Source organism: Dyadobacter sp. OTU695 (assembly GCF_038440355.1).
Classification (GTDB): domain Bacteria; phylum Bacteroidota; class Bacteroidia; order Cytophagales; family Spirosomataceae; genus Dyadobacter.
Window position 1 is genome coordinate 710,641 of the sequence record NZ_JASATN010000001.1, and the last position, 19,034, is coordinate 729,674.

The window sequence follows — 19,034 nt, forward strand, 5'->3', positions numbered from 1 at the left end:
AGTTAACCTTCTTCCTGCAAATTCCGCAATCGGGTCGTTGAAATCGTAAATCCCGAGGTTTGGCTTAATTTTGCAAAATGCGCTATTTCCTAGAATTCAGTTATCGCGGTACCGCCTATAACGGCTGGCAGAAGCAGAACAACGCATTGGGCATTCAGCAGGTGCTGGAAGATGCCCTTGCTAAAATCCTGAGAATGCACGTTGAACTTACCGGTAGCAGCCGTACAGACGCGGGTGTTCATGCAGAACAACAGTTTGCTCATTTTGATTTACCCGAAGCAGTTGCGGATGCCGATTTGCTGGTTTATAAGCTGAATGCGCTGATACCTAAAGACGTGGCGGTGCAGCGTATAATCCGGGTTGGGGACGAGGTGCATTCAAGGTTCGCAGCGACACACCGCAAATATGAATACCGCATTACCTATCAAAAAAATCCTTTTCTGATTGATTTAGCTACTCAAATGCGACGAAGTCTCGACGTGCCTCTCATGAACGAAGCGGCGGCGTTATTGTTGGTACACAATGATTTTGAAAGTTTCAGTAAAATTCACACCAACGTCAACAATTTCCGCTGTGCGATAACAGAATCTCACTGGGTAGAGTCGGGTGAAATGCTGGTGTTTCATGTCAAAGCAAACCGCTTTTTGAGAGGTATGGTCCGTGCGCTGGTGGGCACGATGCTGGAAGTAGGGCGTCATAAGATCACAGTCGGCGATTTTGAGCAGATAATTCTTTCCCGAAACAGAAAAAATGCCGGAGCACAGGCCCCGGCAGAAGGTTTATTTCTCGTGGAAGTAGGCTATCCCGGATCGCTTTTTAATGAATAGCGCTCTTGGTCAGCACATTGTCTACCAGTCTGAAAATACCCAGCGGGTTACTGTTTTTCAGCTCGTCGGGCAAAAGTGAGTCTGGCCAGTTTTGGAAAGATTGCGGCCGTACAAACCGCAGGATCGAATGTCTTCCCACCGAGGTGAACTTGGCGTCGGCCGTAGCCGGGAACGGTCCGCCGTGATGAATGGATGGACACACTTCCACGCCGGTAGGCACGCCATTCATGATAAAGCGGCCGGATATCCTGGCGAGCTGCCGCACGATTTTAGGATGATTTGCTACTTCTGCCTCTTCTGCAATCAATGTCGCAGTCAGCTGGCCTTTCAAACGTGAGACGGCTTCGTACAGCTCGTCGGTATCTTCACAAACGATCAGCAGCGAAAATGGTCCAAAAACCTCTTCATGCAATTTGGGATTACCAATAAAATTTTTACCTGAAACCAGTGCAATCGACGCTTCGGCCTGGTTGTCGCCCTGGGCATGGACATCTGAAATAGCCAGTGCCGAAACCTCGGGTTGTTCCAATGCTTCTCCACGGAGCTTATAGTAAGTTTTGCAAATGCCCGCCGTCAGCATCGTGGCCGATGGTGTATGCAGGATTTCCTTTCTGTAACCTTCCTGAAATGCTTCCAGCCCTTCCGTTTTAGTGACAAATACCAATCCGGGATTGGTACAAAACTGGCCCACGCCAAGTGTAACGGAGCCGGCAAGCGTTTTTCCGAGTTGGGAAGCATGGTTTTTCAAATATTCAGGCAAAACAACAATCGGGTTGACGCTGCCCATTTCGGCGAACACGGGAATGGGTTCTTCACGCTCCTGTGCAAGGCGGTAAAGCGCCATACCACCCTTGTAAGAGCCTGTAAACCCGACGGCCTTGCTGGCCGGATGCTTCACCAATGCCGCCCCGACTTCAAAACCATCGTCATACAGCATCGAAAATGTCCCTTCAGGCATACCTGTGCGCTCTGCGGCGCGTACGATAGCCTGCGCGGTGAGATCGCTTACGCCCGGGTGTGCGGGGTGTGCTTTCACGATCACCGGGTTACCCGCTGCCAATGCAGGCCCCGAATCCACACCAGCCACAGAATAGGCAAATGGAAAGTTGCTGGAACCAAATACGATGACGGGGCCGATCGGCACGAGCATTTTCCGGATATCCGGCTTGGGAACCGGTGAGCGGTCGGGCAGGGCAGTATCGATAGAAGCATCTACCCAGGAACCTTCGCGCAGGAGTTCCGCAAACTGTGTCAATTGATTAATGGTACGGGCCCGCTCACCTTGGAGGCGGGCGATGGGTAATCCTGTTTCCAGGCTTGCTCTTTCGAGCAATTCATCTCCTGAGGCAAGTATCTCTTCGGTGATAGCAATGAGAAAAGCGGCGCGTTGGGCGGCAGGGACTTGCGAATACGCATCGAATGCCTGTTCTGCCAGGGCCATTGTTTTATTCACCTCCCCAATGGTAGCGCATTGGAAAGTTTCTGGGAGATAACTGTCGGTTGCCGGGGCGTAAGCTTTAAACTGCCTTTCTCCTTCCGACGCGAGTGCATACCCTATGAAATTTTTGCCTTGAATGCTGGTCATTGCGATGATGTGGAATAGTGGTTTGCTTAAAAAACAAAAGTTTGTGCCATTCGCGAACGACACAAACCTATCCTATTGAAATAATAAATTCTTATTGGCCCGAAAACAGTTTCAAAGCAGCCTTCCGATGATATCGTCCACTGAAATACCTTCGGCCTCAGCCTTGAAATTGCGGATAATGCGGTGGCGTAAAACCGGCAATGCAACCGCCTTCACATCTTCAATATCGGGTGAATATTTGCCCGATAGCAATGCATTACATTTAGCGGAGAGGATTAATGCCTGCGAAGCCCGCGGGCCGGCACCCCATTCAAGGTATTCGTCGGTATCCTTGATTGCGAGGCTGCCTTTCGGACGCGTTTTATGTACCAGTTTTACGGCGTATTCAATCACATGGTCGGTTACCGGCACACGGCGAACGAGGTGCTGAAAATCGGTGATCTCTTCGGCGCTGATTACTTTTTTTACCTCGTGGCGAACATCAGTGGTAGTGCTTTTCACGATATTGACCTCCTCCGCGTACGACGGATAGTCGAGCTGGATCATGAACATGAAACGGTCGAGCTGTGCTTCGGGCAGGGGATAAGTACCTTCCTGCTCGATCGGGTTTTGCGTAGCCAGTACGAAAAATGGCCTGTCAAGCGAATGTTTCGCGCCCGCGATGGTCACCGAATATTCCTGCATCGCTTCCAGCAACGCCGATTGCGTTTTGGGCGGCGTGCGGTTAATTTCATCCGCGAGGATAATGTTAGCGAAGATCGGGCCTTTGATAAATTTGAAATTCCGGTTCTGATCGAGCGTTTCGGAACCAAGAATATCGGAAGGCATCAAATCGGGCGTAAACTGGATCCGGTTGAAGTTCAGGTCGAGCGAGGAAGCGATAGTTTGGATCAGGAGTGTTTTCGCGAGCCCCGGAACGCCCACCAGCAGGCAGTGCCCCTGGCAAAAAATGGCGGTGAGCAGTCTTTTAACAACTTCATCCTGTCCGATAATCACTTTTCCGATCTCACTCCGGATTTTATCATAAGCTACTTTCATAGCTTCGGCAGCTTCTACGTCCGATGAATACTTCACGTTATGTTTGGTTAGATTCCTACTCGTTAAAAGCAATAATTACCGCCGTTTTACCGCTATAAGTCGTCGGCGTTGGCGGCCAGCCCAAGTACTTTACAATTTCTGTACTCTGGTTCGATGCTGATATAAACGTCACCCTGCGCCTTTTTGAACCACTCTTCCAAGGCATTGTTCCGTTTGTTGCTCAGTACGATCTGTGACAATTTTTCATAGTCATCATGCAGGTTAGCGGTGTGTGGCTCCGATTTGCTTTTGTACCAAAGAATGCGCATCGCGCTGCTGCCGTCTTCGAGGCGGTAGGAAACAGGCATGCTCAGGTCGCCCACTTTCATGGTATCGATTGCGAAATACAGCGCCGGGTCCATGGAGGCGTCGAGCGTTAGCTTCGAGAGTCCTGTGCTTCTGTCCTGGATAAGGCCGCCGGATTCGGCAGTTTCTTTGTCGTCGGAATTATCCAGAGCGGCTTTCGCAAATTTCAATGTGTCACTTTTAATGAGCGTACGGAGACTGTCGAGCGCGCGGGTTGCCTGGGTCATGTCCGTGCCCTTGTTGTAGTCGGGGCGAAGGAGGATATGTCGTGCGTGGTATTCAGCACCTCTTGTTTCGAGGAGCTTGATCAGGTGGAATCCGAATTGAGATTCCACAATTCCCGACATTTCTCCCGGTTTCAATGCTAGCGAGGCGCCTTCGAACTCAGGTACCATCGCGCCGCGTTTCTGAAAGCCCAGGTCGCCGCCCACTTTGGCCGATCCCAAGTCTTCCGAATAGATCTGAGCGAGCATGGCAAAGTCTTCGCCTTTTTCAGCGCGTGCTTTCAGGTCCAGCAATTGCTGCTTTAACTTGTCTTTCTGCTCGCGTGTGACCGTCCCTTTTTTAACAATGTGTCCGACTTCCACTTCCGAAGGGATGTAAGGCAAGCTGTCTTTGGGAATAGAGTTGAAGAATTTGCGGACCTCCGCCGGTGTAATTTTCACATTTCCGGAAATCGTCTGCTGCATTTTTTCAACGATCTTCTGATCTTTTACCTGCTGACGAAGCTCGTTTTTGAGGTTTTCAATGCTTTTACCATAAGCTTCCACAATGTTCTTTTCTGAGCCGAAGCGCTGGATCATGTAGTTCATTTTCGCATTCAGCTCACCGTCGACCTGTTTGTCATCCACAGTCACGGAATCGATCTCCGCTTTTGCAAGAAGCATCTTGTTGATGATCAGGGATTCGAGCAACTGGCATTTCTCCGGTGCGCTCCGTCCTTCGGCTTTATACTGGTTATACATGTCTTCCAGCTCCGAATTCAGGATGTAGTGGTTATCGACCCTGGCGATGATTTTATCCAGGCTCACTCCCTGCTGACCTTGTCCGTAGCTTATCACGCTGATCAGCAGCATGAAAGCGGCTATCAAATGAGCCCCGATCCATTTATTTACTTTCATATTTTTCCTTGTATGCTGATTGGATTATTGCGGGTTTTATTGAATTAAACTCCTAAAAATGAAACAGATTCGATTTATAACTGCTAAAATACGGCTAACGCTTAATTTTTTCTAATTCCTGCGCATTGACTTTAACCGGGAATTTGCCCTGTACCCTGGCCAGCCATTGCTTTTCCAGCTCTTTCTGATAATCGTTGATCACCGTTCCCCGCGCTTCCGGAAAAGTTTTCGGGCGTGGTGGGTCTATTTTCGCCACATTTGCCCACAAAAAGCTCCCGTTGCTGCTCACCGTTTGCTCGCCAGCCTGCCATTTAATGCCTGAGACCAATGGGTCGGTTTTAGGGAAATAGCCTTCCCGGATAGTTACCGATCCCGGGGCATCAGTGTTGTAAACCTTTTCCACATCGCTTTTAGACTGGCTGTAAAACTGGAATGCCACCCTGCGGTTACGCTCCGGCTCGGCTGCTTGTCTGAAAGAACCGTAGTCTTTTTCTATGATACGCAGAATCGGGATGTTTCGTGCATTTAAATATTTCACAACATTGCGGGCGCGGGTCGAAGAAATGGCTTCCGGCTCATCGGTGGAGCGGTAGCCGGCTATTTCCACTACATAATCCGCATTTTTCTCCATAATAATGTAAAGGTCGTTCAGCGCTTCCAGTTGCTGGTTGCCTATTTCTGCCGAGTTTACGGGAAACAGCAGTTCTTTCGACTTTCTTTCCAGTTTATAGGGACTTGTCGCCAAAGTTTTTTTCACGCTGTTCAAAGTTTGTGTGTCCTTGGCCGCTACGATGGTGGCAAATGCGCGTTCCGGATAGTTGTAGCGCTCCTTGTTCCTTTCGTAAAAACTGCGCTGTCCGGTAGAATCGGAAAGCGAACGTTGCCAAACCTGCTCTTCCATAATTTGCGAGAGAAGCACGCCTTCGCGGATTTCGTTCATCAGGTTGCGGAACTCTGGATTGGTCTCTTCCAAATGCTCTTTTTCGTATTCTGCGAGGGCCTCGGTGAGGTAATCGTTATAGAAACGTCTGAAAACGACGGCAGGCGATGCGTCTTTCGGGCGCGGCTGCTGTTTGCGTTTGACATAGTTCAGGAATGTCAATGCATCGTAAGGTCGCTGCTCGATGCGGAACAGGGTAACTGTCGACCAATCGGCTGAAACTGCACGTTGGTAATCCCATTTGCCGGTACGTAATGTGCTGTCGGCCAATGTAGCTACCTGCTGCCACTGATCGGCGGCCTCCTGTACAGCGTATTTCTCGCGCAGCCGTTTCGCGTTGGCTTGTTCGATGACTTTGCCGCGTGAGTCAGTCACTACTTTTTTGCGGAGCGCCGGCGCCATATTCGTTAAGGTTTCGATCGGACGTTTCTCGACAAGGCGGACAATGTGCCAGCCATATATGGTTAGCACTGGTTTGGAATAGGATTGTACCCGTGACAATGCAAATGCAGCCTCTTCAATCTCGGGCACCATCTGGCCCGTACCGAACATTGGCAGCAATCCGCCATTTTTTCTGGATTCGCGGTCGTCGGAATACTTGTCGGTAACCAGGTTCCAGTCATCGCCATTCTGCAACTGTGCATATGCCGCCTCGATCCGCGCTTTGGCCGATTCCTTTTGCGCCGCAGTAGCCGAGGTATCGACCTTCACCATAATGTGGGCAACGCGAACCATGCCTCTGTTGGCGCGGCGGTCGCTGACCTTAATGAGATGGTAACCTGCTTTTGTTCTGACGGGCTGTGATATTTTGCCCACGGGCAATGCATATGCAGCTGTTTCAATGGGATATAGTGTCTGAAATGCCGTAAAATAGCCCAGATCGCCACGAGTAGTCTTTGCGGCGGGATCTTTGGAGAAGCGTGCTGCCATGTCCGCGAAATCCGTCCCTTCTTCGAGGCGCCCCCGAAGTGCGATGGCCGCCCGGTAAGCTTCGAGCGTATCCGCAGGGGAAGCATCTTCTGATACGCCGATCAGTATATGCGATGCCCTGACCTCCTGTTTCAGGCGGTTGTAGGCCTCGTTGGTTAGTTTTTCGATCAGTTCCTTGTCCACCAGATGGTTTTTAGCCAGCTGATCGCGGTAGGAAGCAATTTCTTCCCGGTAATCGAGCGTAGTATCTTTTCCTTCCGATTTCGCCTGAAGTACTTTGATTTTCAGGTCCGTATAAAGCGGAAGGTATTCTTCCGGGGTTAATGCTCTGGTCGAGTCGGATGCGAACTTGTTTTTATTGTAAGAATCCTGGTAATCATCGATGGAAAATTGCTCTTTTCCGATTTCGAGAAGCGGCTGTGCTTCGGCTGCCGTTTGCTTCGGCGGGGCCGCGGTTTTACACGCGCTGACAAGTGAAATCGTAATGAGACCTATATGGAACTTGATTTTGGACATATTCAGAATTTGTATTAGGCATTCGCTGCTGCTAAGTAAAAACCGCGATAGCGCTCAAATATTGTAAAGCCAGCAAAGTTAGCCGCTTTCTTGTCAGGACAAAAAAATGTGGTTTGTTCAGTCCACATTTCCCCATTCGGACGTGCACAGCTATGGCAAAATTTGCCCATAAAATGCGCGGAAAATTGTGTCCGCAATTTTGAAAAAAGTTTATTAAAAGGTTTTTGTGACTTAAAGAGGAATTAGTATTTAAATACCATTAAAAGGAGATTTCTCTGCCAACTCGGGTATAATTTTTTAAGAACTTATTCTACAAGGCTTTAACATTTACAGCATATGGAAGAGAGCAAAGGGAATGAGTTCATTCAGATGATCAGAGCGTTATGGAATGAACAGAAGAAACGGGAGGTGCTGTATCTGGAGGCATTGAAGAAGGATGGTATGGGTCCTTTCAGGCGTATGCTGAGCCAGGGACACGTGAGCGCTGTACTCTTCCAGAAGGAGATCCGTGCGGTATATGATTATTTCAAATGTTTTCTCAACGACAAGGAACTTGCCGATCAAAATCAGATCACTTCGCATGCTTCCCTTCAAGTACTGGAAAATGCCAATGGCAAGGAAGAGGTGGCTTCCTGCCTCAAAAAAATTGAAGCCGCTACCTTACAGCTCTATAAATCACTTCGCCATTATCTCGACAGGGAGCCGGAGGCGCAACGCCTCATAGATGAGCACCTTACCCGGACATCGGAGTTTTACGAAATGCTTTGCAAGCTCGAAGCGGGCACTCACCGCAGCTATGGCCTCACCGCCGCAGCCTGATCGTTTGCAGGTTACCTAAATTTCATATAGTTCAATCGGCAAATCGTCAGGATCAGCGAAGAAGGTGAATTTCTTTCCTGTGAATTCGTCGATCCTTACCGGTTCGGGAAAAATGCCTTTTGCATTTAAATCCGCAATCGCTTCTTCCACATTCTCAACTTTGAATGCAATATGCCTTAGCCCGCAAGCTTCCGGGCGTGATACGCGTGCGGGCGGGGCTGGGAATGAAAACAGTTCGATGACGTATTGGCCGTTCAGCGAAAGATCGAGCTTGTACGAATTCCTCGCTTCCCGGAAAACTTCCCTGTCGATATTAAATCCAAGAATCTCCGTGTAAAATTGTTTCGATTTCGGATAGTCGGAGCAAATGATAGCTATGTGGTGTACGGCTTGAAGTTTCAGCATCTGAAAATTGTTGAGAATAATCCCAAAGATAGGGGCGCAGCTCAAATCTTGATAAAAATCTTCTTTTTGTACATCCACCGCAGGATCAGCCATTCTACCAGCAGGATCAACGCACCACTCACCAGCGACGCATAACCATCACCGAAAACCGAGTCGTAATGTTGTCCCAGATGGATTTTAAACGATCCACGGAGGAAACTGCCGAATCCGTCGGCGATAACATAAGCTGCGATGGAATTGGTCCCGATTACGATCAGGGGGAAAAACCAGGGTTTCAGGTTTTTTACATCAACCACAAAATAGAACGCGGAGAGTAGTAAAAAGGCGCAGCCGCCACTGAAAAGTGTCCATGCAGGCGTCCATATGCGCTTAACGATGGGGTTAAGACCGGTGAAATGAAGCAGTAGCGCAAGGACAAGCAGTATGGCAGCGGTTATGATAAAACGTTTTAGCAACCATGAATAAGACGTCGCGGTTTTCAGCCATTTTCCTGCAATCAAGCCTAATATCATCGTTCCGAGCGTAGGTATGAAGCTTAACGTGCTGTAACCGCCACCATTGAACGCAAACGGTTTTTCGCGGGGGAAGAGGTTCAGGAACCAGCGGTCGAATGCCCAGGCTGCATTGGTGTTTTTGTTCCAATGGGCTGCGAAGCCTTTGAGGTTATGTTCCCAGTCAGCAGTAGTACCGGTTTGCGACCAGTCGAAATCAGGCCCAGGGAGCGGGTAGAGGGCAAAAGCGGTTGCGTATCCTATCAGAATGACACCCAGCGCACCCCAGACGAACGCGTCCCGCTGGATCTTCTCGGAAGTAAATCCTAATGCGAATAGGATGGGATAACCGAGACCTATCTGTGTCAAGGTGTCCTCAAATGTAAAATTGGTTTGCTCCGAATGCATCGAACGCAGAAAAATACCCAGGAATATCAGGATCAGCGACCGCCGGATCGTGTGTACCCACATCATCGAAACGGATTCGCTCCTGCTCGCACGGCTGGCCATCGAATAGGGGAGCGCCACGCCGACCAGAAAGGAAAACGAGGGCTGGATCAGATCGTGTAATGAGCATCCTACCCAGGGAACGTGGCTTTGGTGAAAATCCAGAAATGCCCAGAAAGCACTGTCAGGATACGCTTCGGCTACGCTGCCGAACCGTAGCACTTCGGCCATCATCAGGAACATTACAAATCCACGGTATGCGTCGACAGACGAAACACGTTGAGGTGGCAGGGCGGGGGCTTCTTTCAAAATAAGACGGTTTAGGGATTTATAATGGAATACTGACGATTGTCGGAAATGGGTTACCACCGAAAAGAAAAAACCTCGCAGGATTTACCTGCGAGGTTTTTATGGCAATACAGACCGGGATCTGTTAAACATTCATTTTTTTGAGTTCCCGCACGGCGTGGTCCGCTGCGCGTGCCGTCATCGCCATGTAAGTGAGCGACGGGTTCACGCAGGAAGCCGAGGTCATGAACGATCCGTCGGTTACATATACGTTTTCGGCGCCCCAAATCTGGTTGTGCTTGTTGAGAACGGATGTTTTCGGGTCGTTACCCATACGTGCCGTACCCATTTCGTGGATACCGATGCCCGGGTGTTTCGACTCGTCATTGTAAGGCGTCACGTTTTTCAAACCGGCTGCTTCGAGCATTTCGGCAGCGTCATTCATCATATCCTGACGCATCTTCTTCTCGTTTTCGCCATAGGCCGCATCGAAAACGACGATCGGCAATCCCCACTTGTCTTTTTTGGTAGGGTGCAGAGTGAACCGGTTTTTTTCGTCGGGGATCATTTCTCCGAATCCTCCGATATTCATGCTCCATCCGCCTGGTTCCGACAATTGCTTCTTAAAATCCGCACCGAAACCGTCCATTCCTACGCCGCGGCCCCAGCTGTCGCGGCTGGCTCCGCCCTGATAACCAAATCCACGAACATAGTCACGCTTATCGTTGCCCCAGTTGCGGTAACGCGGGATATAAATACCGTTCGCACGGCGTCCGAAATAGTATTTGTCTTCGAAACCTTCGACATCGCCTCTTGCACCTACCGCCAGGTGGTGGTCCATGATGTTACGTCCCAGCTGGTCGCTGTCATTGCCAAGCCCGTTAGGGAAGCGCTTCGATTTCGAGTTCATCAGGATCGATGAAGAAGCGATTGCCGATGCGTTCAGGAAGATGATTTTGGCAAAATATTCCTTTGTTTCAAGGGTATTCTGGTTGATCACCCGCACGCCGGTTACCTTGTTCAGCTTATCGTCGAAAATTACTTCCGAAACAATTGTGTCGGGGAGCAATGTGAGGTTCCCTGTTTTCTGCGCTGCGGGTAAAGTAGCGGCTTGTGTGCTGAAATAGCCTCCGTACGGACATCCGCGCATACACATGTTGCGGAACTGGCATGCCGCGCGTCCCAGTTCGGTATGGAATGCCTGTGGCTGGGTAAGGTGCGCAGCGCGGCCCATGATGATGTGGCGGCCTGCGAATTTCTTCTCAACTTCTCCTTTTACGTGCTTTTCTACGCAGTTCATTTGCATAGGAGGCAGATAATTGCCGTCAGGAAGCACGTCCAGACCATCTTTAGCACCACTGATACCGGCGAATTTCTCTACGTAGTCGTACCACGGAGCGATGTCGGCATAGCGGATCGGCCAGTCCACGCCGATACCTTCTTTCGCATTCGCTTCAAAATCAGCTGCATTCAGGCGGTAGCTCTGGCGGCCCCAAAGCAGGGAGCGGCCCCCAACGTGGTATGCACGGATCCAGTCGAATTTCCGTGTTTCCTCGTATGGGTTTTCCTTGTCATTTTCGAAGAGGTAGCGGTGCTCTTCGTTGGCGGTATAACCTGTGCGCATACCCGCCCAGTATTCTTCTTTGGCCACGGTGGTAACCCGGCCGCGGTGTTCGAGCTCCCAGGGTGCGAGGGTGGCAGTTTTATAATCGACAATGTGCTTGATATCCCTGCCTCTTTCCAGCATGAGTACTTTCAAACCTTTCTCTGTCAGTTCTTTTGCGGCCCATCCGCCGCTTATGCCCGAACCAACCACTATGGCGTCATAAGTGGCTTGTTTTGTTGCTTTTATGTTCAGATTCATGATGAATATGCTTCAAGAATTTTTTTAAAATATGACCCGGAGGGCCTTTTATATGATGTCATGGATTACATTGCCCAGCTTTTCTGGCCTGGTTTCAGGTCAATGCAGCCATCGTAGCGACCGGGAACGGCAACGTATTCCAGTGCCTGGGTAGCTCCGGGTTCGGATGTGAAGTAGCCCAGCAGCGTCAATTCCTTCATCAGACGGAAAAACGGCACACCGGCGTCAGTATATTCTTTGCCTGCTTCGGTATATTTCTTCTTCTCTTCACCTGCTTTGGCGAGCTCGTCCTTCGCGTCGGCCTCCATTTCTTTGAGGATCTTGGTCTGCTCTTCGGGTTTTGCTTTCAGAAAATCCTTCTTCTCCAGCTCAGCCAAACCTTTGTTAAAGCTTTCCTGATCCTTAGCCGCGTAACAATCTTTCAGCATCATTTCGACAAACTCACCCACTTTGGCGTCTTTCGCGCCTGGGGTGTCGGTTTTGGGAATGATAATTTCAGCCACTTCCGAAACCAGTGCCTTGCGGTCCGCGGAGAACGGGAACGTCATCGCTGAGGAACTTTCGGTAGAAGGCTTGCAGCCTTCCAGAAAAGCCAGCATGGTGGGCGCGGAGAGTGTGCCACCCATTAATAGTGCCACACGACCAAGGGCATCACGTCTTTTCATCTGATATACTTAATATAGGTTAACAATCCAAAGTGTAATTCTACATTTGATAAATGCAATTTTGAATAGCCTGCTAATTTAGGAAATATTCTGACTCGTTAGTTGGTTAGAATGATTCTATATAGCTCCTGAGGCCTTAGAAGGCTATTTCAGAGGGTACTTTGAGGGATTAAATTTATATTAAAAAGTAACCGGCCGGATATGTTCAGCCGGTCTTTTTCAACGATTCAGAGAACCATTAAATTGCAGCCACGGATATCCGAATTATCGAAGCGCCCCATCACATAGAATGTGCCTGGCTTCTCCCCGAAACGTCCCAGATCCTGGGTTTCGATAAACGAGCACGTGTCAAGATTGGCCAGGTCGATGACGTTGATCCCGCCGGTTTTGGACGATCCCAGGTTGTGATCGCTTACGGCAAAGGGGTCGTTGACGTCCCGAAGGAGAATGCGCATCGAATATCCATGGGTGAAGAGCCCGCCCCCGTGTGAATATCCTTGCGAGAGCAGCTCCGTCATTCCGTATTCGGAGTGGATGGCAGGTACGCCAAAGCTCGCGGTGAGAATGTCGTGGACCTCTTCCCGTAGCAATTCCGTGCGGCGCCCTTTCATTCCACCCGTGTCCATGACGGTCAGGTGTTCGATCTTTTTCAGGAAAGAAAAGTCGTAATTGCTCTCCGCCAGGTCCAGCAGCGCGAACGTGACGCCAAGCAATAATACACTCTTACCGTCGGGATTTTCCGCGATGTGGCGCAGGCGGTGCAGCATTTCACTGGTGTTGTGAAGGTAGAATCCCGAATATTCCGATTCACTCTCCTCAATAAAATGTTGCATCATATACACCAGCGAAGAGTTGTTTCGTTCAAGGTATGACGGTAACAGGGCGAGAATATGAAAGCGGTTCAGGTCGCCATAGTTATGCTGGAAAATACGATAGGAAACAGCTTTGTACAGCGGTTCGTCGTATAGATGGTGATGACTGGTGGTTTGGCCGGTAGTTCCGCTGCTCTGAAACACCACAGGCGCGTCCGAAGAATGCCCCGTAGCGACGCGATGATTTTTGAAAAACTGAATAGGCAGGAAAGGAATTTGAGTCAAAGTGGTAATCCGCCCGGGATCGATACCCAGGTGCCGGATATATTCCCTGTAAATTGGATTGTATTCGGCCTGAAAACGGAAAACCCTGAGCGAAAGCGACTCAAAATCGACCGGTTCGACCGTTACGATCTGTTCCCTCAGGCCCGCCCGTATTTCGGCAATGGTTTTATTGTTTTGAAGTTCCAATCCGCTTACTTTCGTAGATACTAAAAAAGCAAAGTTAAAAATAGAACGCATATGAAGCTGCAAGTTTCCTTGTTCATCCTGTTGGCAGTCGTATCAACAAGCTGTGTCGACATTCCGGATTTCAGTGATACCCCAAAGATTTACTATAACGGCATTTCGCAGGAGGTCAGGACCGACACTGTTCTTGGTGTTCCGCAGGAAACCGAAGTTGTGACCCTAACGATCGATTTCGAAGACGGCGACGGTGATCTTGGCGCGTCTAATGCAGAAGTGCAGGATACACTTAATTTTACCCAACAATATAAGAATGTACCGGGCTGGAACCTGGCAGCGAACTACGAGCTTGTAACAATGACCCAGAATAAGGACAGCACATGGTCCGAATCCATTTTGCCCGGCGATAGATTTAAGTTTTTCCCGTTGCTTAAAACGGATGGGAAATCAGGGCCAATTAAAGGAAAACTGGATTTGAATGCGCGTTTCCGGAGGCTGGGAAGCGCTGTGCCGACTAAAATGAAATTCAAAGTCCGGATCATAGACCGTGCATTCCATATTAGCAACCAAACTCCCGAGTCGGATGTTGTAAGCGTACCTATCTGGAAATAAGTTTTTAAGCTTCTTCGATAATATCGGCATTCAGGATTATCCTGAATGTCGTTCCTTTTCCGACCTCCGAGGTTTTTACGAACAGTTTGCCGGCGTGGTAATTTTCGATAATCCTCTTCGCGAGTGTTAACCCAAGTCCCCAGCCACGCTTCTTGGTGCTGAAACCGGGATTGAAGATCTTACTGATCTGCGCTTTGGTCATGCCTTTCCCTGTGTCTGCAATGTCGATCCAGATCTCTTTCGCTCTCGGGGGGGCTTGTAGCGTGACGTGGATTTCACCGATGCCGCCCATAGCATCCACCGCATTTTTACAGATATTTTCAATCACCCATTCAAACAGGTTCTTGTTCAGCAGCGCGGTTTGCTCCTCGGCGAGCTGGTTGTGGACTTCAAATTTTACCTTGGAAGAAACACGTCTTTCGAGATAACTGATAAAATTGGCTACAATAACCGCAATAGGTTCCTGTCGCAGCGCGGGGATGGACCCGATGTTGGAAAACCGCGTTGTGATCATTTCCAGCCGGATCACGTCCTTCTCAATTTCCTCCGCGATAGACGGGTCAATGGTCGGGTCGCTGCGAAAATACTCGACCCATGCCATTAACGACGATAGCGGCGTACCTAGTTGGTGGGCTGTTTCTTTGGCCAAGCCCACCCAAACGCGGTTCTGTTCCGCCTTTCTGGCCGAGCTGAATGCGAGATAGGCGAGGTAGCCGATCAGGAGCATCACCGAAAGCTGCAAAAAGGGGTAGTAGCGAAGCTGCGTCAGCAGAAAGGAGTTGCTGTAATAGATCTTCCCCGCGCGGCCCTTGCCCAGTTCCACCGGGATAGGCGGATGTTCGAGTTTCATTTCTTCCAGCCTCTCCTGGATAATGCGTTCACGCTCCTGCCGGCTTATTTTGACCGGAAATTTAATGTTCTTATTCGGGTTGGGAATATTGTTTTCGTCGACATAAATGGCCGGTATCTGATAGAAATTAACGGCATCCTCGATGACCTGATAGATCACATTGAAATTTTCGTCCAGCGGACTGTTCACGACGTAGCGTAAACCCTCCGCATAAAGCTGAACCTCCCTTTCTTCCCGCTCTTCCAGCTCTTCCACCAGTTTATCGGTATAAAAGAGCGAGCCGATACTCAGAATGAGCAGGATGATCCCGATCACGTATTTGTAAAAGCTTTTCTGGTCATAGGTGTCCATCAGTGACCGACGCAGGCGTTGGCTGTTCAGGATGGCTACGGGGTGCAGCTTGAAACGTGGTTTTTCCTTTGGGGTTTCGCTGATCATTCGGGGTCGGGCACAATATGCCCGATGTTAATGTTATAGTCTACAAATAACGTAAATAATTTAACCTTAGTGGCTTCATGACCGTTTTTCATCACCTTCCAGGATCAGTTCAGGATATGACGAAAATCATGTTTTGAGCGCCTTCGTGGCGAGAAATTTGTATGACTTATGACAGTTTTATTTAAATGCTTTCTAAATAAGTGAACGGTCGTAGTTCCACATTCATATTTATGATTTTTGTACAGTATTTTTGTGAATCGAATTAGACCAAGTGATGTATAACCAGTTCAAATCAGTCAGTTTATCACATCGGAATGCCCCTCTCGCTATCAGGGAACAGCTTGCATTGAATGAGGCGGAAGCAAAGGGCATTATGCTTCGTCTGAAAGATTTTTTCGATATTTCCGACGTCCTCGCCGTCTCGACCTGCAACCGCACTGAAATATATTACTCTTCCGCCAACGATCTTAACGAAGACATTATCAAGCTTTTGCTGATAGAAAAAGGGGTTGAGGACATAGAAGGTTTCAAACCATATTTCGAACAATTTGCCGAAGGCAACGCTGCTGTTCATCATCTTTTCCACGTAGCCACAGGTTTACAGTCGCAGGTGGTAGGGGATATGCAGATTCCTAATCAGATCAAACACGCATATCAGTGGTCAGCCGATCTGAATATGGCCGGGCCGTTTTTACACCGCCTGCTTCACACGATATTTTTTGCAAACAAACGTGTAGCGCAGGAGACTTTCTTCCGCGACGGCGCTGCTTCCGTTTCCTATGCGGCTGTTGAGCTCCTGGAAGGGCTGATGCCTAACCCCAAAATCCTCGTTGTAGGCCTGGGTGAGATCGGAACGGATGTATGCCGCAATCTTTCCCAGAACACCAATGCGGAAGTAACGCTGGTGAACAGGACCCGCAGCAAAGCCGAAGCTCTCGGTGCAGAGCTGGGATTCAGGGTAGCAGATTTTGCCGATATTGAATCCGAAATTTCAGGTGCCGACGTGATCGTATCTTCCATCCAGCGCGAGGAACCTTTCTTCACCAAGGAAATGATGGTGCGCCTCCGCGGCATGTCATTCAAATATTTCATCGACCTCTCGGTACCACGCAGCGTATCGCCGGAGGTGGAAGAAGTTCCCGGTGTAATGCTTTATACGATCGATTCGATTCGTTCCAAGGCGGATGAAGCGTTGCAGCGCAGGCTGGATGCCGTTCCGCATGTGGAAGAGATTATCAATGAAGCAGTGGTTGAATTCAACGACTGGTCACGCGAGATGATCGTTTCGCCGACGATCCAGAAACTGAAAGGCGCGCTGGAACAGATCCGCAAGGAAGAACTGACCCGTTTTACTAAAAACCTGACCGAGTCGGAGCTGGAAAAAGTGGAACGCATTACAACCAGTATGATGCAGAAAATCCTCAAACTGCCAGTGCTTCAACTAAAAGCGGCATGTAAAAGGGGAGAAGCCGAAACGCTGATCGACGTATTGAACGACCTGTTCAATCTGGAAAAAGAGACAGAAAGTCATTAATATCACATAGACCTCTTCCAATATCTAGCTCCCTGGCCTTGCCCGGGAGTTTTTTATTTGCAAAGAAAGAGCGGGAGGCATTTGCCACCCGCTCTATGTATTACCTTACCCTCCACAATAATTAAATTGTATCTTCAAATCCGGCCGCCTCGCGGTAGCGGTTTGGATTGGTCGTTCGTCATCCTGCAACCACATACGTTCAGGGAGCAACTTTAGATCACCGGATCGAAAAAAAACTGAAATTTTTTTCAGTCCTGCTCCCGACTCATGGTTTCAAGCATCTTACCAAGGTTCAGGCTACGGGCCGAAGCGTTGAAAATCTGCCTGTAAACGCCATTCTGCTCATACAAATCCTCATGTTTGCCGGATTCGACGATCTGCCCTTTTTTCATGACATAAATCTGATCGGAATCGAGAATTTGCGCCAGGCTGTGCGAGATGATCACGACCGTCCGGTTCTTTTTGATCGCGTCGAGGCTGTTCTTGATCTGCTCGGTGGCAATAGCGTCGAGGCTGGCTGTGGGCTCGTCGAGGAAAATAATAGGTGGATTTTTGAGGAAAAGGCGCGCAATGGCAATACGCTGTTGCTGGCCTCCGGAGAGCAGCTGGGCATCCGTCTCGTACCCGCCCGGGAGTTCCATGATCTGTTCGTGCAGGTAGGCGCTTCGTGACGCCTCCACGAGCTCTTCCCAGGTGGCTTCCGGTCTTCCATAGCGGATATTCTCGGCAATGGAGCCTTTAAAAATGTGGTTCTTTTGGAGTACCATCCCAATTGCATTCCTCAGCGATGGGAGATCATAGGATTTCAGCGGTTGCCCGTCGAGCATAATATCCCCCGCATCCTGCGCGTAGAAGCCTACAAGCAGATTGATGAGCGTACTTTTGCCGGCCCCCGATAGCCCGACCAACGCCGTCGTTTGTCCGGATTTGATCTCCATATCGATCCCGGAGAGTGCTTTGGTGCCATTGGGATAGGCGAACGACAAATTCCTGAGAACATAGTCGCCGCGAAACTGCTCTGTCACCGTTTCTCCGCTGCTTTCAACAGATTCATTCGCATCCAGAATATCGAAGAAGCCTTCCGAGTAGGTAAGGGCGTCGTTCATCTCGTCGTAGATGCGGTGCAGCTGGCGAATGGGTGCAGAGACATTGTTAAACAGCAGAATGTGGAACATAATGGCACCGATCGACATTTGCTGGTCGAGCACGAGGTAGGCCGTTAGAATAATGATCAGAACTACGCCGATTTGTTCGATAAAGCTCTTGATCCCATCGTAAGTGAAGTTGGTCTTCCGTGTTTTGAGCTGCGAATCCATCAGATCCATTTGCAGACGGTACTGCTTCTCACCTTCCAGTTTCTCCCGCACAAAGGATTTGATCACGATCACCGACTCGATCAGGTTGATCAGCCCGCTGCTTTTGTTCTCCCGCTGGCGTTTCAGCTTGCGTCGGACGCCTTGCAACTCGCCGGCTTGCTTGAAACTGATCCAAAAATAAACCGGCAGAATGGCCAGCGCAATGCAGCCGACGTAGAAATTGGCCGAGAACATAATTCCCAATGCGACCACGGCATTAGCGAACAGCGGCAGAATGTCTATGAAAAAGTTCTGTATGAGCTTCGTTAGGCTTTCCACGCCGCGGTCGATGCGGGTCTGGAGCTTGCCCTTTTGATTCTCATTGTCACTGAAAAACGCCAGGTTGTAAGTCAGGATGCGGTTAACGGCATTTTGCGCGAGGTCACTGGATACTTTGATCCGGATTTTCTCACCAAAATACCGCTGCCCGAAAACGATGAATGTGTTGACGATCTCTTTAAGGAAAAGTATCGCGGTAATCTGAAGCAGCAGTTCTTTGCCTTGCAGGATGCCCTTATGCTGATCGAGCAGCGATTGTACTGTGTCGACCGTATAACGAAGCACCCAGGGGTTCACCTGTGCCGTTACGGCACCCAGTAACGTAAGAAATAATGCAAATGCGATTTGCCGGTGATACGGCTTGACGAAAGGACGTAGTCTTTGAAAGATTTGCCAGATATTCATGCA

The 19,034-nt window shown here is 49.4% G+C and carries 15 protein-coding genes; 4 read left to right on the forward strand and 11 right to left on the reverse strand.

The genetic code is table 11. The features are described 5' to 3' along the window. Window positions 1-77 precede the first annotated feature (77 nt). Entirely contained in the window at window positions 78-827 is a 750-nt protein-coding gene (gene truA, locus AAHB90_RS03020) for a tRNA pseudouridine(38-40) synthase TruA (protein ID WP_342083426.1), read from the forward strand. Here truA and AAHB90_RS03025 read toward each other — a convergent pair. From AAHB90_RS03025 to AAHB90_RS03040, 4 genes are all read right to left on the reverse strand, one after another. Continuing rightward, window positions 817-2,412: an aldehyde dehydrogenase (NADP(+)) gene (locus AAHB90_RS03025; protein ID WP_342083427.1), complete on the reverse strand. Its 1,596-nt coding sequence runs from the start codon at window positions 2,410-2,412 to the stop codon at window positions 817-819. The genes truA and AAHB90_RS03025 overlap by 11 nt on opposite strands. Window positions 2,413-2,523: 111 nt before the next feature. Next, entirely contained in the window at window positions 2,524-3,486 is a 963-nt protein-coding gene (locus tag AAHB90_RS03030) for an AAA family ATPase (protein ID WP_342083428.1), read from the reverse strand. A gap of 56 nt (window positions 3,487-3,542) precedes the next feature. Further along, window positions 3,543-4,916, reverse strand: a complete 1,374-nt coding sequence (locus AAHB90_RS03035) for a peptidylprolyl isomerase (RefSeq protein WP_342083429.1) — start codon at window positions 4,914-4,916, stop codon at window positions 3,543-3,545. Between the two features lie 94 nt (window positions 4,917-5,010). Continuing rightward, window positions 5,011-7,302: a peptidylprolyl isomerase gene (locus AAHB90_RS03040; RefSeq protein ID WP_342083430.1), complete on the reverse strand. Its 2,292-nt coding sequence runs from the start codon at window positions 7,300-7,302 to the stop codon at window positions 5,011-5,013. A 336-nt stretch (window positions 7,303-7,638) separates the two neighbouring features. On the opposite strand from AAHB90_RS03040, the gene AAHB90_RS03045 reads away from it, so the two are divergent. Beyond that, window positions 7,639-8,121 (forward strand): hypothetical protein, encoded by a 483-nt coding sequence (locus AAHB90_RS03045; protein ID WP_342083431.1) that lies wholly within the window; start codon window positions 7,639-7,641, stop codon window positions 8,119-8,121. A gap of 15 nt (window positions 8,122-8,136) precedes the next feature. Here AAHB90_RS03045 and gloA2 read toward each other — a convergent pair whose 3' ends face one another. The 5 genes from gloA2 to AAHB90_RS03070 form a co-directional block, all read right to left on the reverse strand. Further along, on the reverse strand, window positions 8,137-8,526 hold the full coding sequence (gloA2, locus tag AAHB90_RS03050; RefSeq protein ID WP_342083432.1) for an SMU1112c/YaeR family gloxylase I-like metalloprotein: 390 nt from the start codon (window positions 8,524-8,526) through the stop codon (window positions 8,137-8,139). Window positions 8,527-8,567: 41 nt separating this feature from the next. Continuing rightward, on the reverse strand, window positions 8,568-9,773 hold the full coding sequence (locus AAHB90_RS03055; RefSeq protein ID WP_446717869.1) for an acyltransferase family protein: 1,206 nt from the start codon (window positions 9,771-9,773) through the stop codon (window positions 8,568-8,570). A gap of 124 nt (window positions 9,774-9,897) precedes the next feature. Next, window positions 9,898-11,616, reverse strand: coding sequence for a GMC family oxidoreductase (locus AAHB90_RS03060; protein ID WP_342083433.1), 1,719 nt, complete (start codon window positions 11,614-11,616; stop codon window positions 9,898-9,900). A gap of 65 nt (window positions 11,617-11,681) precedes the next feature. Continuing rightward, a complete protein-coding gene (locus AAHB90_RS03065; RefSeq protein ID WP_342083434.1) occupies window positions 11,682-12,281 on the reverse strand; it encodes a gluconate 2-dehydrogenase subunit 3 family protein in 600 nt (199 codons plus the stop codon). A 227-nt stretch (window positions 12,282-12,508) separates the two neighbouring features. Continuing rightward, window positions 12,509-13,564 carry an acyl transferase gene (locus AAHB90_RS03070; RefSeq protein ID WP_342083980.1) on the reverse strand — a complete coding sequence of 352 codons (1,056 nt, stop codon included), beginning with the start codon at window positions 13,562-13,564 and terminating at the stop codon, window positions 12,509-12,511. Window positions 13,565-13,615: 51 nt separating this feature from the next. Here AAHB90_RS03070 and AAHB90_RS03075 point away from each other — a divergent pair, with 51 nt between their 5' ends. Then, a complete protein-coding gene (locus tag AAHB90_RS03075) occupies window positions 13,616-14,170 on the forward strand; it encodes a hypothetical protein (protein ID WP_342083435.1) in 555 nt (184 codons plus the stop codon). A gap of 4 nt (window positions 14,171-14,174) precedes the next feature. Here the strand turns inward: AAHB90_RS03075 and AAHB90_RS03080 are convergent, their stop codons facing one another. After that, the gene (locus AAHB90_RS03080) at window positions 14,175-15,458 is read right to left on the reverse strand and encodes a sensor histidine kinase (protein ID WP_342083436.1); all 1,284 of its coding nucleotides are present in this window, start codon (window positions 15,456-15,458) and stop codon (window positions 14,175-14,177) included. Window positions 15,459-15,732: 274 nt separating this feature from the next. On the opposite strand from AAHB90_RS03080, the gene hemA reads away from it, so the two are divergent. Then, complete coding sequence (gene hemA / locus AAHB90_RS03085; RefSeq protein ID WP_342083437.1) at window positions 15,733-16,992, forward strand: glutamyl-tRNA reductase; 1,260 nt, start codon at window positions 15,733-15,735, stop codon at window positions 16,990-16,992. Window positions 16,993-17,240: 248 nt separating this feature from the next. On the opposite strand, the gene AAHB90_RS03090 is transcribed toward hemA, so the two are convergent. Further along, on the reverse strand, window positions 17,241-19,031 hold the full coding sequence (locus tag AAHB90_RS03090) for an ABC transporter ATP-binding protein (RefSeq protein ID WP_342083438.1): 1,791 nt from the start codon (window positions 19,029-19,031) through the stop codon (window positions 17,241-17,243). Window positions 19,032-19,034: the final 3 nt, after the last annotated feature.